Raw genomic sequence first — 16707 nt, 5'->3', positions numbered from 1 at the left:
CAGGGCTATCTCACCGGCAAGTACGACCGCGGCGCGCGGCCTCAGGGCTCGCGCACGCAGCTGTTCAATCGCGGCCAGCGCTACGAGACGCCAGGTGCCGCCGAGGCACAACTCGAATACAATGAGCTGGCGCGCTCCTTTGGCCTGGAGCCGGCACTGTTTGCCAACGCCTTTGTCTCGAGCCGGCCGTTCGTGACCTCGAACATCGTCGGCGCGACGACCGTTGCGCAGCTCGATATGGCGCTGTCTTCCGTCGACGTCGTCTGGACCGACGAAATGCAGAAGGCGGTGGATGCGATCCACCAGCGGGTCGGCAATCCCTGTCCTTGAACGGGGATTTCTGGCCGAATATCCAACGATTACAATGGGAGAAGGGCGGCAATGAATTTTCCGATCGAGGCTATCCGGGGGAAATTTCCCGCTCTCTCTCTGACCGACAAGGGCCGCCGCCGCATCTATCTCGACAACCCTGCCGGCACGCAGGTGCCACAGGCAGTGGCGGATGCGGTATCGCGCTGTCTCTTGACCACCAATGCGAACCTTGGCGGCTACTTCGAAACGACGATTGCCGCGCAGGCCGTCGTCGATGAGGCACATGAGGCCATGGCCGATTTCCTCGGCGCCGCAAGCCCTGAGGAAATCGTCATCGGCGCCAACATGACGACGCTGACCTACCACATCTCGCGCACGCTCGGCCGCACGATGCAGCCCGGCGACGAGATCATCCTCACCCGCATGGACCATGAGGGCAACGTCTCGCCCTGGCTGCAACTGGCCGAGGATCACGGCCTCGTCGTGTGCTGGCTGCCGTTCGACGAAACCAGCTGGCAGGTCGAGGAGGCGACGCTGGCTGGCTTGCTTTCGGAGAAGACACGGCTGGTCGCGTTGAACTACGCCAGCAATTTGACCGGTTCGATCAACCGGGTGAAGGCGCTGACTGCGATAGCCAGGAATGCCGGTGCGCTGGTCTATGTCGATGCTGTCCAATTCGCGCCGCACGGGCTGATCGACGTGCAGGAGCTCGGCTGCGATTTCCTGATCTGCTCGGCCTACAAATTCTTCGGACCGCATATGGGCATATTGTGGGGCCGGCGCGACGTCATCGATGACTTGCAGCCCTATAAATGCCGCTGTTCGTCGAATGGCCTGCCGGAGCGGTTCGAACTCGGCACGCCGCAGATCGAGCTGATGGCCGGCCTCACCGCCGCAGTCGACTACTTTGCCGACCTTGGCGCGGCGGCGGGCGAGGGCGGTTCAAGAAGGCAGAAGATCGCCAAGGCGTTCGCGGCTTCGATCGCGTACGAAAACCCGCTGGCGCAACAACTGATCGACGGCCTGTCCGATATCGAGGGCTTGACCGTCCACGGCATCACCGACCCGAAGCGGCTCGGCGATCGCGTGCCGACGGTTTCCTTCACGGTCGAGCGCATCGTGCCGGAGACAATCGTGCGGCAGATGAACGCCGAAAACATCTTCCTGTGGTCCGGTCACAACTACGCCTGGGAGATCGTCCACCAGCTCGGCATTCCAGCCGAGCATGGCGTCGTGCGCATCGGCATTGCTCACTACAACACGGCAGCCGAAATCGACGAAACGCTGGAAAGTGTGCATCGGGTCATCGCCATGCTCAGGCAGCAGCGCTCCTAACGCTGGCTTGAGCACTCACCGCATCTTGCCGCCGAAGCCGGTGAGGAACGCGGTGAGATTGTCGCCGAGTTTGTCGCAGAGGTAGCCGCCCTCCTGGACGATGACCGTCGGCAGGTCGAGCTTTGCGATGGCCTCGCCGATGCGCGAGAAGCCAGGCGTCGTCACCGAAAGTCCGCCGAACGGATCGCCCTCGAACGCGTCGAGGCCGAGCGCCACAACGAGCGCGTCGGGCGAAAAGGCACGGATACGCTGGAAGGCCACCTCGAGCGCTTCGAGAAACGCCGCGTCGGCGGATTTGCGCGGCAGCGGCAGGTTGAAATTGTAGCCGAGGCCGGGCCCTTCGCCGCGCTCGTCGGCATGGCCCCAGAAGAACGGATAGAAGCGCACCGGATCGGCGTGCAGTGAGACGGTCAGCACATCCGGCCGTGCATAGAAGATGCCTTGCGTGCCGTTGCCGTGATGCAGGTCGACATCGAGGATCGCCACCCGTGCGGCCCGTTTGCGCAGAACCTGCGCCGCGACGGCCGAATTGTTGATGAAACAGAAGCCGCCGGCAACATCGGCAAAGGCATGGTGGCCGGGAGGGCGGCATAGCGCATAGGCGGCCGGCGCGCCTGACATCACCGCCTCGGCCGCGTCGACCGCGCTCCAGGCGCTCCACAGCGCGCTTTGCCAAGTCTCGCCCGAGATCGGGCAAGCAGTATCGGCCATGTGGTAGCCGGCCTGGCCGACCGCCGAGGCCGGATAGGAGCCGTTGCGCGCGATCGGATGGATGTTGGGGATCACTTCGGCCGAAGCGCCCTCGATGCGCTGCCAGCGCGCGTAGATATGCTCGAGGAAATCCAGATATTCCGGCGTGTGCACCGCCGCGGCCGGGCCGAGCCCATGATCCCGAGGTCGCTCGATCGTGCAACCCGCAGATAGTGCGCCGACTAACAATCTCTCGATGCGCTCCGGCTTTTCCGGATTGGGCTGTGCCGCGCCGCTCGAAAGAAAGGCCCTGGGGTCGTGGCGCTTCTGTTCCTCGGCATAGAAGGCTTTCATTCCTGATCCCCGTTTTCCGGCGCGTCGGCGAAAGCAAAGAAGGCCTCGCCGATGATTTTTTGGGTCTGTTCGTAGCTCGACCAGGCGATGCCCAGCCTCTCGTAGAAGGCCTTGGCCCCTTCATTGTCGGTGTCGACGGACAGCCGGAGATAGACGCCGCCTTCCTTCCGGCACTGCGCCGCAACACGCCGCAGCAGCCGCTCGCCGATCTTGCGGCCGCGAAAACGATCCTCGACATAGAGGTCCTGCACATAGACGCCAGGCCGCCCCATCCATGTCGAAAAGATCGGGAAATGCAGGCAAAGGCCGGCAAACTCGCCGCCCACTTCGGCGATCAGGGTGGAGAAAGCGGGCTTTTCACCAAAGCCGTAGGTGCGCAAATCATCTGCTGTCGAAATGATCTCCTCCGGCGCACCGATATGCGTGCCGAGTTTCAGGATTGCGGCGTGGATGGTTTCGACGTCTTCCACTCGGCCGGGGCGGAGGCGGATTTTGGGCGAGGCAATCATTTCAGGTTCATCTCAGATCAGCATCTCAAAACGCCACCCGGTCGCCGCCCTTGAGCGCCAGCATGTCGCGCGCTTCGGTGGGCGTTGCAACCTCCAGCGACAGCCCGTCGAGAATGCCACGGATACGGCGCACCTGATCGGCATTGGATTTCGCCAGCTGGCGGCCGTCATAGAGACTGTCCTCCAGCCCGACACGGACATTGCCGCCCATGGCTGCTGCAATTGAGATCAGCGGCATCTGCTGGCGGCCGGCGGCGAGCACCGAGAACTGGTAGCTGTCGCCGAACAATTTGTCGGCGATCCGCTTCATGTGGACGAGATTGTCCGGGTCGGCGCCGATGCCGCCCAATATGCCAAGGACGAATTGGATGAACAGCGGTCCCGACACCAACCCCCGATCGCGAATGCGCCAGCGAATAGAGATGGCCGACATCATAGCATTCGAATTCGAAGCGCGTGCCGCAGCCCTTTCCCAGTCTTTCCAGCACCGCTTCCATATCGGCGAAGGTGTTCTTGAAGATCGTGTCGCGGGTGGCTTCCAGCAGCTTGGGTTCCCATTCGTGCTGCCATTCCCTCGGCTTGTCGAGCATCGGGAACAGCGCGAAATTCATCGAACCCATGTTGAGCGAGCACATTTCGGGTTCGGCCCGCAAAGGGGCTGCCAGCCGCTGGTCCAGCGTCATCAGCGACGAGCCGCCGGTGGTGATGTTGATCACTGCATCGGTCGCCTGCTTGATGCGCGGCAGGAACTGCATGTAGACGTCCGGATCGGCGGTCGGGCGGCCATCCCTCGGGTCGCGGGCGTGCAGATGCAGGATCGAGGCGCCGGCTTCCGCCGCCGCGATCGCGTCTGCGGCGATCTGGTCCGGCGTCACCGGCAGATAGGGCGACATGGACGGCGTGTGCACCGAGCCGGTGACGGCGCAGGTGATGATGACTTTTCGCGGTGCCATTCTTACCCCTGGCCTCCGACCGGCAGGGCGAGCTCGGCGGCCAGAAACTCCAGCGAGTCACCGATGATGGAGATGATCTCGCCGACCTGCTCGGCCGTGACGATCATCGGTGGCGCGACCATGAAATTGTCGCCGTCGACGCCGCCCTTGACCCTGCGGCCATAGATGATCAGCCCGCGTTCATAGGCGAGGTCGAGCAGCCGCTGCGTGGCTTTCTTGTTCTGGTCGATCGGTTTTAGGGTCTCGGGATCGGCGACCATCTGGGCGCCGGTGAGCAGGCCCTTGCCACGCACGTCGGCAAGGAACGGAAACCGCTTCGCCAGGCCTTTAAGCCCGTCCATCAGCACATCGCCCATGGCTGCCGCATTGGCGATCAGGTCGAGCCGGTCCATTTCGCCGAGCACAGCCAGGCCGGCGGCACAGGCCAGCGGATTGCCGGCATAGGTGTGGCCGTGCTGGAAGCCGCCGGAGGCGAGCAACGGCTGCACCAGCCGCATCGGTGCGGCGAGTGCGCCAAGCGGCGCATATCCGGAGCCCAGCCCCTTCGACAAGGCGACGATGTCTGGCTTGCAGTTCCAGTGATCGCCGCCGAGGAATTTGCCGGTGCGGCCGACACCGCTCATGACTTCGTCGTGGATGAGCAGGATGCCGTAGCGGTCGCAGATCTCGCGGATGCGTGGATAATAACTGTCCGGGGCCACCAGCGCCGCGGTCGCCGCACCGCCGATCGGCTCCATGATGAAGGCAACCACGCTGTCTGGACCTTCCGCAAGAATCTTCTCCTCCAGCATGTCGGCATAGCGGATGCCGCGCTGCTCAATCGAGAGATTGTCGCGGTCGCGCCAGGCATTCGGCGCCGGCACGGTTGGCATCACCCGCATCATCGGCTCGAACGTTTCGGCCAGCGCATCGTCGCCGGTGATCGAGAGCGAACCCAACGTGCCACCATGATAGGAGGGGAAACGCGTGATCACCTTCCAGCGGCTGGCCTGGCCGGTGGCGACCGCCCATTGCCGCGCCAGCTTGATGCAGGATTCCGTCGCCTCCGAGCCACCGGAGACGAAGAAGATGCGGTCCATGCCCTCCGGCAGCTTGCCGGCCAACTCCCGCGCCAACTCCTCCGCCGGCTCGTTCTCGAAATGCAGCCGATAGGCGAAGGTGGCGCGGTCCATCTGCCGCTTCATGGCGTCGAGCACATTGCGATTGGAATGGCCGATATTGGCCACCATCGGGCCGCTCGAGCCATCGATGAAGCGGCGGCCGTCCTGCGTCCACATGTAGATGCCTTCGGCGCGGTCGATCAGCGGCCGGCGCAGGCTGGACAGATAGAACAGATGCGAGTCTCGCCGGGCTTCGGTTTCTTGAACGGCGGATTGGACTTTCGACATGTCAGGGCTTTCCGAGGTAACGATCGAGGACATTTTTCGTGACGCGTTCGACCATCGGGTCCTGTCTTAGCAGGCCGGCGACCCATTCGCAGCTTCCGGCATGGAACACCTCGCCCTTGCCGCGCGGGAAATTGACGATCATGCCGTTGCCGCGTTTGACCTTTTCCAGATTGGCGTCGCTCGCCTCGCCAAACAACGTTTCGGCGGTGAAGCGGCCGTCTTCGTCGGTGAGGAACTGGTCCTCGATCGGGATATCGGCGCTTTCCTCGACCTGGGATGCCATGCCGACGGCGAGAACCTGCAGGCCATCTGGCGCGCCGCTGGTCGCAGTCGGGTAGGGCAGGCCGCCGCGTATCTCGAAGTCGAGCCCGTCGACCTCATAGCCATAGACATGGCTGTCGGCGCCCAGCAGGTCGCCATAGTAGATGCCGGTGCCGGCGAAGGCCCAATGCTCGGGCCGGTAGACCGGGAAACCACGCACGCCGCGCGGTGCACAGCCGCCCCAGCCGGCATAGACACCGCGCGTCGCGTTGAGCCCGAAGGTCGCCGAACCCGGCCGGCCGATTTCCGGCGCCTCCCAGGAATTGGTGGCACGGGTGACGTCGCCGTCTGGGAGATAGGCCGGATCTTCGGCACGCGAGCGATATTTGTAGCAGACCTGCCGGCGGCCCTCGTCTTCGAACCGCGTCTGCCACATGAAATTGCCGGCAAAGCGCGCCGCATGGCCGCCGCGGGTCACATAGGCGTCGACGGCATCGCGCATTTCCCAGGTCCAGTATTCGTCATGGCCGACGAACACGGCGCAGTCATAGCCGTCGAGAATTTCCGGCGAAAAATGCAGATCATGCTGGCTGGCGAGATCGACTTGATAGCCGGCCCGCTCGGCGAAGCGGAAAAAATGGCTGTCGTAGCTGGCCCAGCCGGACGAAGCGTATTTCTTCGAATGGCCGGTGGCGAGCGCCCACTCCATGTGCGGATAGCGCGGCACGGTCTTCGGCGGCACAGCGACCTCCAGCGGCACACGCGGCGCATCCTTGGGCAGCACGACGAAGCCACGGCACCAGGGGCGCTGCGTCGAGACGATGGGCGAATACTGGTTGCGATCCGGCCCGGTGATGCCCTGATAGTGGTTGGAGCCGCCCCAGGTGTTGTAGGCCAGCCATGTGCCTGTCGCCGCCACCTGGAGCACGCGGCCAGGTTTGCGGCCCGGCTGCGGGCAGACGATGAAAATATGGTGGCATTGGATCGGCTTGCCGTCGAGCCCGTCGGCGGTCAGCGTGACCCGATAGGCGCCGGACGGCCAGCCCGCTCCGACGCGAAATTCGAAGGATGGGTCCCAACCGCAGCCTTCAGCCGAACACTGGTCGGGTGTGTCCTGCCAGCGTGCCGCGATGCCCGATTTCTCGAATACTTTGTTTTCGCTGCCGCCATCTCGGGTGATTGTGATGCCGAACGTCGCAGCTGTCGAACTGACATGCAAAGCCACCGTTTCGCCGGCGCGATAGGAAAACCGGTCGCTGTAGCACCAGATCTCGCCGCGCTCGCCATCCATGCCTGGCCACTCGTAATAGTGGCCGCGCACCGCGTGGCGGCGCTGCTCCGGCGTCAGTCCGAAATCGGGGAATTCCGTGTTTGGGCTGGTCATGGTCATACTCAGGCGGAAAGATATTTCTTGAGGAAGCTGCGCGTGCGGTCCTTCTGCGGCGCGCGGAACATGTCGCCGGGCGGGCCTTCCTCGACGATCACGCCGTCATCCATGAACAGCACCCTGTCGGCCACTTCGCCGGCAAAGCGCATCTCATGCGTTACGATGAGCATGGTCATGTGTTCGGCGGCAAGCTGTTTCATCACCGCGTTGACCTCGTCGACCAGTTCCGGATCGAGCGCCGAGGTGGCTTCGTCGAACAGCATCACCTTGGGCTGCATCGCCAGTGCACGGGCAATGGCCACACGCTGCTTCTGGCCGCCCGAAAGCCGCGAGGGGTAGGCGTCGATCTTGTCGGCGAGCCCGACCTTGGACAAGAGGCTATGCGCCAGCGCATGCGCGTCACTTTTGGTCATGCCTTTTAGGATGATCGGTCCCATGGAAATGTTCTCGATCACGGTCAGATGCGGGAACAGATTGAAGTGCTGAAACACCATGCCCATCTGCTGGCGCACCTTGTTGATGTGCCGCTCGAAGGCATGGCCGTGCAGCTTCTGGTTGACCTGCACGCCGTCGAGCCAGACTTCACCGGAGTCCAGGGATTCCAAATGGTTGATGGAGCGCAGCAGCGTGCTCTTGCCGGAGCCACTCGGGCCGATGATGGCGACGATCTGCCCGCGATCGACCGACAGGCCTATGCCTTTGAGAACCTCGACGGCGCCAAACGATTTGCGCGCGCCGCGAACCTCGACCATTGGCCGCTGCGTGCTCATCGGGAAACCTCCACATGTCTTTCAAACCGACGCAAAGCCGCCTCGAGCACAAGATTGAGAATGTAATAAAGCGCCGCTGCGGTGATGTAGAACTCGAACGGGCGGAACGTTTCGCTGATCGCCAGCTGGGCCGAATGGACCAACTCGGCGATGCCGATGACCGAGACGATCGAGGATTCCTTCAACAGCGCGATCAGATTACCGCCGATCGGTGGTGCCGTGTTGCGGATGGCTTGCGGTATCACGACATGGCGCAGCGTCTGCCACTTGCCGAAGCCGATGCTGCGCGCACCCTCCGTCTGGCCGACATCGACGGCCACGATGCCGGCGCGGATGATGTCGGCATTGTAGACGGCAAAGTGCAGGCCGAGCCCAACAATGCCGGCGGCAAGGGCAGGAATGTCGATGCCGATCTGCACCAGGCCGAAATAGATCAGGAACAGCTGCAACAGCAGCGGCGTGCCCATGAACACCCACATGAGCGCGCGCACGGGATAGGCAACGATCTTAGGGGCGTAGAGCACGATGACCGCGAACAGGATGCCGCCGACGAAGCTGAGTGCGCCCGCCGAGACCGTCAGCACCGCCGTCCACCAGGCACCAATCAACAGAAGGTCCCAGTAGGGCGCGACGACGGTGAAATCCAAACCTTGCATCGTGCTCTCCGGTCAGACGATGGCGAAGCGTTTGTCGAGCAGGTCGACGATCCGCGCAACCGCGTAGACCATGATCATGTAGAGCAGGGCTGCAACGCCGAATATCTCGAACGGCTTGTAGGTGGAGCCGATGAAGCGCTGGGCGGTGTAGGTCAGTTCGACGACTGAAATGGTCGACACAAGTGCTGATCCCTTCAACAAAGCAACCGTATTGACCCCGAGCGGCCGGATCATCAGCCGTGCGGCCTGCGGCAGCACGACCTTGCGCAAGGTCTGGAAACGGCTGAAGCCTGTTGTGCGGGCGGCCTCCGTCTGGCCCCTGTCGACCGCGACCAGCGCACCACGGATCGATTCCGCCATATAGGCGCCGATGTTGAGACCGAGGCCGATAACGCCGGCGGCGAACGGCTCCAGATTGATGCCGATCTGCGGGCCGCCGAAATAGAGCACGAAGAGCTGGATCAGGCACGGCGTGCCGCGAAACAGGCTGACATAGAGCGTGCCGATGGTCCGCAGGATTGCCGATTTCGACATCTTGGCGGCCGCGGCCAATGAAGCAGCCGCGAGGCCCAGGATCAGGGCCAACACCGTGATCTCGATCGTCACCAAGGCGGCCTCCACGAAGAACGGGAAGACGCGCTGCATCAAGGAGAAATCCATGAAAGGGTCCAGCAGGAGTAACGCTCGGCTTCAGGCGGCTTTGCTCGCCTGAAGCCAGGAGAGATCAGCGGATGTCGCTGCCGACCCACTTCATCGAGATCTTTTCGTAGCTGCCGTCCGCCAGCATGTCGTCCAGCGCCTTCTGCATCGCAGCCTTGAGCTCCGGATTGTCCTTGCGGATGGCGATGCCGATGGCAACAGCGCCGCCTTCGATATCGGGCGTGTTGAGCTTGCGGACCTTCTCGCCCGTCTCCTTGACGGCAACCATGACCGGAATGTTGTCGACGACTATCGCGTCGACGCGGCCGGCCCTCAGCTCCAGCAGCATTTCCGGCAGGCCCTTGTAGGTACGGATATCCCAGCCACCCTTTTCGCGCGCCCATTTCTCATGCGTCTCGCCCAGCGTCACGCCAATGGTCTTGCCCTTGAGGTCGTCGAGGCTCTGCACTTTCGACTGCTCGCTGACGAAAACGGCGCGGCCGGCGTGGTAGTAAGGCCCGACGAAATCGACCACCTTTTCACGCTCAGGCGTGATCGTCATCGAGCCAACGACGGTGTCGTATTTGTTGGCGAGCAGGCCGGCAATGATGCCGTCCCAGGCCGTGGTGATGATGGTGCCCTTGACACCGATGCGCTCGGCGATGGCCTTGCCGATATCGGCGTCGAAACCGACGACTTCATTCTGGTCGTTGACGAAGTTGAAGGGCGGATACTGACCGCTCATGGAAATCTTCAGCTCGCCCGCCGCCTTGATCTTTTCGAGGTCGTCGGCCCTGGCCGAAACGGCAGTGAAGGTCGACGCAAGCAGCAGGGCCGCAACGGCGATGCCGGAAAATACTCTGTTCATCTGATTTCATCTCCTCTGGATGGCGCGCAAGGTTTGTTCTTGGGAGGCGTGCAGACGCTTTCCTGTCATCAATGATTGCCTTTGCGGTATCATTGCGCAAATAGATAATGCGAATAGAGAGCATAGATATCAGGAATGGTACTTCCACGCCCCGAACGGCTGGTCTGGGATCTCGACTGGAACCTTCTGAGGACATTCGTCGTCATCGCGGAGGTGAAGGGCATCACGCGAGCTGCGGAGCGACTGAACCTCAAGCAACCCAGCGTCAGCAATGCTCTGCGGCGACTGGAGGACCGGGTGGGCCGGCGTCTGGTCGAGCGCGACGCGACGCGCTTCGAACTGACCGAGGTCGGGCGGCTTCTCTACGAGCAGAGCGTCGAGGTGTTCGGCACCATATCGCAGTTGCCGCTGCTGATGCGCGGCATCAGCGACGATGTTCCCGGCCATGTGATGATCGCGACGGCAAGCCATGTCGTCTCGCCGCTCTTTGATCAGGCGCTGTCCGAGTTCCACAGCAACTACCCGCACGCCAGCATCACCATTTCAGTCGCAGCAAGCACCGAAGTCGCCAAGCAGGTGAGGGAGCGGCGTGCTTCCTTCGGCATCTGCCTGGTCAGCCAGCGCGATCCGGCGCTGGAATATGCGATGGTCTACCGCGAGTTCTTCGGCTTCTTCTGTGGGCCGCAGCACAGGCTTTACGGGCAAACCGGGCTGACGCTGACCGATCTCCGAGGCGAGCCCTCGGTATCGTTCCAGACCGACCATATCTCGGATGCGTTGCGGCCGGTCGCGCTGTTGCGCAGCGAGGCCCGGCTCAATGCCGATGTCGTCGGCGTGTCCTCGAGCCTGGAAGAGGTGCGGCGCATGATCGTCGCCGGGTTGGGCATTGGGCCGCTGCCGCTGCACGTCGCGCGGCGGGATGTGGCGGATGGAATGCTGTGGCGGCTGCCGCCCTATGACGCGCCGCCGGCCATCGACATCTTCCTGCTGGTCAATCCGGACAAGGTGATGAACCGCGCCGAGAAGGCGCTGCTGTCAGGGCTGCAGACGCTGATTGCCGACACGCCCCTCGATGACCGCATCTACATAGGCTGACGGGCGGAGACAGGCTTATTCGATCAAGAAGGCCGAAGAGCGGTCGCGCATCGGCTCGTCCAGAGCGACCGAGGCGCGCGCGGCAAGGTCGAAGCGCACGCTTGTCGTCCGGCTCGATGCGCGGACAATGCCGTCGAGCGAGCCCAACATCACCTGTTCGAAGGTGATGGAGGTGCGGCCGATCTTCACGACATGCGAGCGGATGGTGATGAGTGCACCGGCTTTCGTTTCATGCCGATAGTCGATTTCGGTGCGCACGTCGGCCCATCCGATCTGCGACGCCTGGTTGTCGTCCTGTCCGGCAATATGGCCGAGAAGCTGGAAGCTGGCATCATCGAACATCGCCGCGTAGTGACGCACATTCACGTGCCCCATCACGTCGCACATCCAGGGATGAGCGACGCCGACAAAGGTGACGAGAGATTTGCTCATGGGGATTTGCTCCGTGGCCTTCGACGATCGCGCAGACGCAATATCGAAACGCGCGACGACAGGCAAACGATCTGCTGTCCCTGGCATCTTCGAACCGAGAATGGCCTTCGGACTTCGTATTCGTTAGCCGCACCCTTGGCCACCTCCATCAAACGGACTATTTCAGGGGTGGCGGCGTTTCCGCCACGGGGGTCGGCATGCTCAGAGTGCAAAAGGTCAAGGTCGACGAGATCTACGTGCCGACGGCGCGCAAGAAAACGCTGCATCCCGAGACCGTCCGCCATCTCGCCGAGGACATTCTGGAAAACGGCATGAAGACGCCGATCCAGGTCCGCCATGACGGCAAGCGCCACATCCTCGTCGAAGGCCTGCACCGGCTGGAAGCGGCAAAGTGGCTCGGCGAGACCGAGATCGAGGCCTATCTGGTGCAAGCCAAGCGCCACTAAGGCTTTGGCCCATCGATCACTTTGTCATCCTCGGGTCTCCGCGACGGAGCTGCGTTCGTGCTCCGCCCGTGGATGACGAAGGTGAGTGACGCCTCGGGTCAATCGAAACGGTGTCGCAAAATTTTCGCTGGCCGATGTCGGCTTGCGGTTCATCGGCTCGTCCTTGGGACGGAAGCCAGATCAAACGCAGGACGCCATCATGACCACCAAGCTCGACATCGCCCCCACCAACGACCGCGAACTGGTTCTCGCCCGCATCATCGATGCGCCGCGCGAGAACGTCTATCGCTGCTGGACCGATCCGAAACTGATCACGCGCTGGTTCTCTCCAAAACCGTGGACGACGCCGCGCGCGGAGATGGATGTGCGCGCCGGTGGCTCGAGCCTTGTCGTCATGGCCAGCCCGGACGGCAACGAGTTCCCCAACCCAGGTGTCTTCCTCGAAGTCGTTGCCGGCAGGAAGATCGTCCTCACCGACGCCTACACTGAGGCTTGGCAGCCTTCGGAAAAGCCGTTCATGACCGTCGCGCTGACCTTCGAGGACGAGGGCAACGGCAAGACCCGCTACATCGCTCGGGTCAGGCACTGGAGCGTCGCCGACCGCGAACAGCATGAGAAGATGGGGTTCCACGAGGGCTGGGGACAGTGCGCCGACCAGCTCGAAGAACTCGCCAAAACGCTTTGATCCGCATAACGCCTTGATATCGACAGGAGAGGAGATCGATATGTTCAAAACCCTGTTTTTCGCCATTTTTGCTTCGGCCGCAGCACTGCTTGCCTGCCCGGGCATCATCAATGCAGAGGAGACAAAACCTGCCATGACGACTGAAACGAATGCACTGCCGAAGCCGGAAAAGTCCGGCCTTCTGACGATCAACGGCCTGAACTACTACTATGCAATCTATGGCAAGGGCGAGCCGCTGCTTCTGCTGCATGGTGGTCTTGGCACCACGGATATGTTCGCGCCGATCCTGCCGAAACTTGCCGAAAACCGCACCGTCATCGGCGTCGACCTGCAGGGTCACGGCCGCACCGCGCTGGGTGACCGACCATTCACCGTGGAGGCGATGGGCGACGACATGGCCGCCATCGTCAAGGCGCTCGGTTACAGCCAGGTCGATGTCATGGGCTATTCGCTAGGCGGCGGCGTCGCCTTCCGCATGGCCGTCCAGCATCCCGAAGCGGTGCGCCGCCTCGTCTTGGTATCGACCGGCTACGCCACGGACGGCTTCTATGACGAGATGCGTCCGCAGCAGGCACAGGTGAGCGCAGCCGCGGCTGAGTTCATGAAGGACACGCCGATGTACAAATCCTACGTCGCGGTGGCGCCACATCCGGAGGAGTTCCCGAAGCTCCTCGATGCGCTGGGCGGCTTCATGCGTCAGAACCGCGATTACTCGGCCGATGTCGCCAAGCTGAAGATGCCTGTCATGCTGGTCTATGGCGACAGCGATATGTATAAGCCCGAACACGAGATCAAGTTCTATCAGATGCTCGGCGGCGGACTGAAGGACGCCGGCTGGATGCGCGAGAACTTGTCGCAGAACCGCCTGGCGATCCTGCCCAACCGCACCCACTACGATGTCTTCTTCGCCCCGGAGCTGACGGCCGCCGCGCTGCCGTTCCTAAACGGCCAGACCAAGGTCAAGACCTGGGACGAGGTCGTCGGCGAAATGGAGTGAACGCCAAAACCGCCGGCTGTTGGCGGGCAGCCGGCATTCCGTGGCTCCATGACGGCTTTCGGCGTCATGGCTTCATCCCAACTCGCATCAGCACAAGCGATGACATTGCATCAAAGCTTTTCAATTGACCCAATCGGCCCCGCCGATACGTTGCGCGCCTATTCTCTCCCACCAGTGGATCCAGACAATGGCAAGATATGAGGGCGGATGCCTGTGCAAGGCGGTGCGCTACCGCGCGGACGCGGCTCCCATCAACGAACGCGTCTGCCACTGCCGGCTTTGCCAGAAGGCGATCGGCGCCGCCTTCAACGCACGCGTGCTGTTTCGCATCGAGGACGTGACGATCGATGGGCCGCTGGCGACTATAGGCTCTTCACCGGATCTCAAGCGCGGCTTTTGCCCGAGCTGCGGCACAACGCTGTTCTCCCGACGTGATTCCGCAGGGATTATCGGCATCACCACCGGTTCGCTCGACGATCCCACGGTTTTCAAGCCGCAAATGCATATTTTCACGGCCTCGAAGCAGCCTTGGCTGGTGCTTGATGACGGCCTGCCGAAATACGAAGGCGCCCCTCCGCCAGGCTAATTTTTCCCTTCTCCCCTTGTTGTGGAAGAAGGTGGATCGACGCGCAGCGCCAGGGGAAGGGAAGAGCGCAAGCATGGCCAAAATTTAATCCAAATCGACACGAGATAGCCGGCAAAGCGTCATTGGCGAGCCATCTTTGTCGTCCTATTTAAGGGTCGCGGGTACGGCATTCGAGGAGACGACGGATGAACGACAGCATCAGCACCCTGGACGAGCTTTTGAGAGATCCGATGGTCCTGCTTGTGATGGAGCGCGATCGTGTGCGTCCCGAACAGGTGCGCATGCTGCTCGAACGGGCTCGCCGGCCTTCGACCGATGAGCCCGAAGTGCCGCCGGCGCATGTGATCGCCAGGACATGCCAGAAACTCTGGCTCTGCCCGTAGTCGCTTTGCGATTTTCCCTGTGTGCCTCAAGCCGGCCCCAAGGTGGGCCGGTTTTCGAACGGCGTGCACCTCGGCGTGCCAGCTTACAAATCCGTAAATTGATTATCCGGCCCATGACGATAAGGCTTGCCCGGGATTGACCGATGGTCGGTCCACGCAACTCCGATCTCTCATGCACGGAATTCGATTTTGGCCGATATCTGCACCCAAGGCCTCGACACGGGCTTCGTCGGCCTGGGGTTCGCCAAGGTGGCGTTCCTCGGCGTGGTGCAAGGCATCACGGAACTGCTGCCAATTTCCTCGACTGCCCATATGCGCATCGTGCCGGCCGTGCTCGGCTGGCAGGATCCTGGCTCCGCCTTCTCCGCCGCCATGCAGCTTGCGGCCCTTGCCGCGGTGGTCAGCTATTTCTGGAGCGACGTCAGGGATATCCTGTTTGGATCGCTCGACGCTCTGGCGCGACGCGATTTCGCCGACCGGCATTTCAAGCTGGCGCTCTGGATCGTGCTGGCGACGATCCCCATCGTCATCGCCGGCGTTGCGCTGTCGGGCCTGCTCAACGCCTGCAATTCGCCGCTGCGTAGCCTGACGGTGATCGGCTGGGCCTGCATCGCCATGGCGATCCTGCTGGCGCTGGCCGAGATCTTTGCCCGTCACCGGCGCAGCATGGGCGATGCGTCGCTGACCGATGCGCTGCTCGTCGGTATCGCCCAGATCGGCGCGCTTGTCCCCGGCGTCTCGCGCTCGGGCTCGACCCTGACAGCGGCACTGGGGCTCGGCTTCAAACGGGCCGAAGCGGCGCGCTTCTCGTTCCTGCTCGGGCTGCCTGCCATCGCGCTCGCCGGCCTCAAGGAACTCTGGGAACTGCACAAGGTCCATCTCGACGCCCATGGCTGGTCGGTGCTTGCTGTCGGGCTGGTCGTCGCGTCGATCTCCGCCTTCTTCGCCATATGGGGGCTGATGCGCGTGCTGGAGCGTTTCTCGGCTTGGCCGTTCGTCATCTATCGCGGCCTGCTCGGCATCGTCTTGTTGTCGAGCGTCGCCATGGGATGGCTCGTCTAAGGCAGTTCCACAGTATCGCTTGAAACGGGCTATATCCGTACCGGACCTCGAACTTCGATTCCGGTACGCACATGGATTTTTTGACCCTCCTGCAATCGGTGCCACTGTTGCTGGCGATGGCCAAGGGGGCGCTGCCGTCGGTGGCGGCGCTTGGCGCGTCGTTCGGCCAGTGGGTTGTCTCGCTGCCACCATGCCGGGACTTCACCTTCGAGGCGACCAGCTATCTCGTTTGCGAGGTCGATCCGAAACGATATCAGCTCGAGCTGTTCTGGAAGGATGCGGCGGGCAAGCCGTTTCAGTCGCTGCACAATCTGCATGCCGCGCAACAGGCGATCGGGCGCACGATGCTGTTCGGCATCAATGCCGGCATGTATCACCCGAACCTCGCGCCGGTCGGTCTCTATGTCGAGCGCGGCTAGGAGATGGCGTCGGTGAAAACGGGTTCGGGAAGCGGCAACTTTTCCCTGCAGCCAAACGGCATTTTCTACATACGCGACGGCAGGGCCGCGGTCCGCGCCACCAGGGACTTCGTGAAGAGGCGCCCGACCGTCGACTATGCGACGCAATCGGGGCCGATGCTGGTGATCGACGGCAAGCTGCATCCGAAATTCCAGGCCGACGGCACTTCGCGGAAAACCCGCGACGGTGTCGGGGTGCGAAAGGATGGCGTCGCGGTCTTTGCGATTTCGAATGGCACGGTGACCTTCCATGCCTTAGCCCGGCTTTTCCGCGACGCGCTCGGTTGCGATAACGCGCTGTTCCTCGACGGCACGATATCCAGCCTGTTTGCGCCTGCCATCGGCCGCAAAGACGACTACTGGAATCTCGGGCCGATGATCGGCGTCTTCAGGAAATCCTGAGCCAGTTTCCACCGCGCTTACCCGCATGCGGTATGGCGA

The 16707-nt window shown here is 62.5% G+C and carries 20 protein-coding genes and 1 pseudogene; 11 read left to right on the top strand and 10 right to left on the bottom strand.

Annotated features, from left to right (window positions below):
* Both EOA22_RS06580 and EOA22_RS06575 read left to right on the top strand, forming a co-directional pair.
* On the top strand, window positions 1-330 hold a 330-nt coding region (locus tag EOA22_RS06580), incomplete at its 5' end, for an aldo/keto reductase (protein WP_206521269.1).
* A gap of 51 nt (window positions 331-381) precedes the next feature.
* Entirely contained in the window at window positions 382-1647 is a 1266-nt protein-coding gene (locus EOA22_RS06575) for a cysteine desulfurase-like protein (RefSeq protein ID WP_063167832.1), read from the top strand.
* A 15-nt stretch (window positions 1648-1662) separates the two neighbouring features.
* Here EOA22_RS06575 and EOA22_RS06570 read toward each other — a convergent pair whose 3' ends face one another.
* The 9 genes and pseudogenes from EOA22_RS06570 to EOA22_RS06530 form a co-directional block, all read right to left on the bottom strand.
* Complete coding sequence (locus EOA22_RS06570) at window positions 1663-2691, bottom strand: histone deacetylase family protein (RefSeq protein ID WP_127389889.1); 1029 nt, start codon at window positions 2689-2691, stop codon at window positions 1663-1665.
* On the bottom strand, window positions 2688-3200 hold the full coding sequence (locus tag EOA22_RS06565; RefSeq protein WP_013532101.1) for a GNAT family N-acetyltransferase: 513 nt from the start codon (window positions 3198-3200) through the stop codon (window positions 2688-2690). Before EOA22_RS06565 ends, EOA22_RS06570 begins: the two co-directional genes overlap by 4 nt.
* A 25-nt stretch (window positions 3201-3225) precedes the next feature.
* Window positions 3226-4153, bottom strand: a pseudogene (locus tag EOA22_RS06560) (3-keto-5-aminohexanoate cleavage protein).
* Between the two features lie 2 nt (window positions 4154-4155).
* Window positions 4156-5541 (bottom strand): aspartate aminotransferase family protein, encoded by a 1386-nt coding sequence (locus EOA22_RS06555; protein WP_127389888.1) that lies wholly within the window; start codon window positions 5539-5541, stop codon window positions 4156-4158.
* A 1-nt stretch (window position 5542) separates the two neighbouring features.
* Complete coding sequence (locus EOA22_RS06550) at window positions 5543-7186, bottom strand: N,N-dimethylformamidase beta subunit family domain-containing protein (RefSeq protein WP_063170215.1); 1644 nt, start codon at window positions 7184-7186, stop codon at window positions 5543-5545.
* A gap of 8 nt (window positions 7187-7194) precedes the next feature.
* Window positions 7195-7959 (bottom strand): amino acid ABC transporter ATP-binding protein, encoded by a 765-nt coding sequence (locus EOA22_RS06545; RefSeq protein WP_063167835.1) that lies wholly within the window; start codon window positions 7957-7959, stop codon window positions 7195-7197.
* Window positions 7956-8615 carry an amino acid ABC transporter permease gene (locus EOA22_RS06540; protein WP_013532096.1) on the bottom strand — a complete coding sequence of 220 codons (660 nt, stop codon included), beginning with the start codon at window positions 8613-8615 and terminating at the stop codon, window positions 7956-7958. The genes EOA22_RS06545 and EOA22_RS06540 overlap by 4 nt, the downstream gene beginning before the upstream one ends.
* A gap of 12 nt (window positions 8616-8627) precedes the next feature.
* On the bottom strand, window positions 8628-9275 hold the full coding sequence (locus tag EOA22_RS06535) for an amino acid ABC transporter permease (RefSeq protein WP_063167836.1): 648 nt from the start codon (window positions 9273-9275) through the stop codon (window positions 8628-8630).
* A gap of 64 nt (window positions 9276-9339) precedes the next feature.
* Entirely contained in the window at window positions 9340-10122 is a 783-nt protein-coding gene (locus EOA22_RS06530) for an ABC transporter substrate-binding protein (RefSeq protein ID WP_063167837.1), read from the bottom strand.
* 135 nt (window positions 10123-10257) lie between these two features.
* Between EOA22_RS06530 and EOA22_RS06525 the strand changes: the two genes are divergently transcribed.
* Window positions 10258-11217: a LysR family transcriptional regulator gene (locus tag EOA22_RS06525; protein WP_063167838.1), complete on the top strand. Its 960-nt coding sequence runs from the start codon at window positions 10258-10260 to the stop codon at window positions 11215-11217.
* Window positions 11218-11232: 15 nt separating this feature from the next.
* Here EOA22_RS06525 and EOA22_RS06520 read toward each other — a convergent pair whose 3' ends face one another.
* Entirely contained in the window at window positions 11233-11649 is a 417-nt protein-coding gene (locus EOA22_RS06520) for an acyl-CoA thioesterase (protein WP_024504355.1), read from the bottom strand.
* A 197-nt stretch (window positions 11650-11846) separates the two neighbouring features.
* On the opposite strand from EOA22_RS06520, the gene EOA22_RS06515 reads away from it, so the two are divergent.
* The 8 genes from EOA22_RS06515 to EOA22_RS38670 all read left to right on the top strand — a co-directional run bounded on the left by EOA22_RS06515 (window position 11847) and on the right by EOA22_RS38670 (window position 16668).
* Window positions 11847-12095, top strand: a complete 249-nt coding sequence (locus EOA22_RS06515) for a ParB N-terminal domain-containing protein (RefSeq protein ID WP_013532091.1) — start codon at window positions 11847-11849, stop codon at window positions 12093-12095.
* A gap of 199 nt (window positions 12096-12294) precedes the next feature.
* The gene (locus tag EOA22_RS06510) at window positions 12295-12780 is read left to right on the top strand and encodes an SRPBCC family protein (protein ID WP_024504356.1); all 486 of its coding nucleotides are present in this window, start codon (window positions 12295-12297) and stop codon (window positions 12778-12780) included.
* Window positions 12781-12820: 40 nt separating this feature from the next.
* The gene (locus EOA22_RS06505; protein ID WP_063167839.1) at window positions 12821-13777 is read left to right on the top strand and encodes an alpha/beta hydrolase; all 957 of its coding nucleotides are present in this window, start codon (window positions 12821-12823) and stop codon (window positions 13775-13777) included.
* A 187-nt stretch (window positions 13778-13964) separates the two neighbouring features.
* Window positions 13965-14363: a GFA family protein gene (locus EOA22_RS06500; protein WP_013532088.1), complete on the top strand. Its 399-nt coding sequence runs from the start codon at window positions 13965-13967 to the stop codon at window positions 14361-14363.
* Between the two features lie 185 nt (window positions 14364-14548).
* On the top strand, window positions 14549-14746 hold the full coding sequence (locus EOA22_RS06495; protein WP_027162632.1) for a hypothetical protein: 198 nt from the start codon (window positions 14549-14551) through the stop codon (window positions 14744-14746).
* Window positions 14747-14935: 189 nt separating this feature from the next.
* Entirely contained in the window at window positions 14936-15808 is an 873-nt protein-coding gene (locus EOA22_RS06490; protein ID WP_013532086.1) for an undecaprenyl-diphosphate phosphatase, read from the top strand.
* 71 nt (window positions 15809-15879) lie between these two features.
* Window positions 15880-16227: a hypothetical protein gene (locus EOA22_RS38675; RefSeq protein WP_245478605.1), complete on the top strand. Its 348-nt coding sequence runs from the start codon at window positions 15880-15882 to the stop codon at window positions 16225-16227.
* 12 nt (window positions 16228-16239) lie between these two features.
* The gene (locus EOA22_RS38670) at window positions 16240-16668 is read left to right on the top strand and encodes a phosphodiester glycosidase family protein (RefSeq protein WP_245478604.1); all 429 of its coding nucleotides are present in this window, start codon (window positions 16240-16242) and stop codon (window positions 16666-16668) included.
* Window positions 16669-16707: the final 39 nt, after the last annotated feature.

The sequence above is a fragment of the Mesorhizobium sp. M7A.F.Ca.US.014.04.1.1 genome (genome assembly GCF_003998745.1).
Lineage (GTDB): Bacteria > Pseudomonadota > Alphaproteobacteria > Rhizobiales > Rhizobiaceae > Mesorhizobium > Mesorhizobium ciceri.
This window is presented reverse-complemented; position numbering and strand designations above follow the sequence as displayed.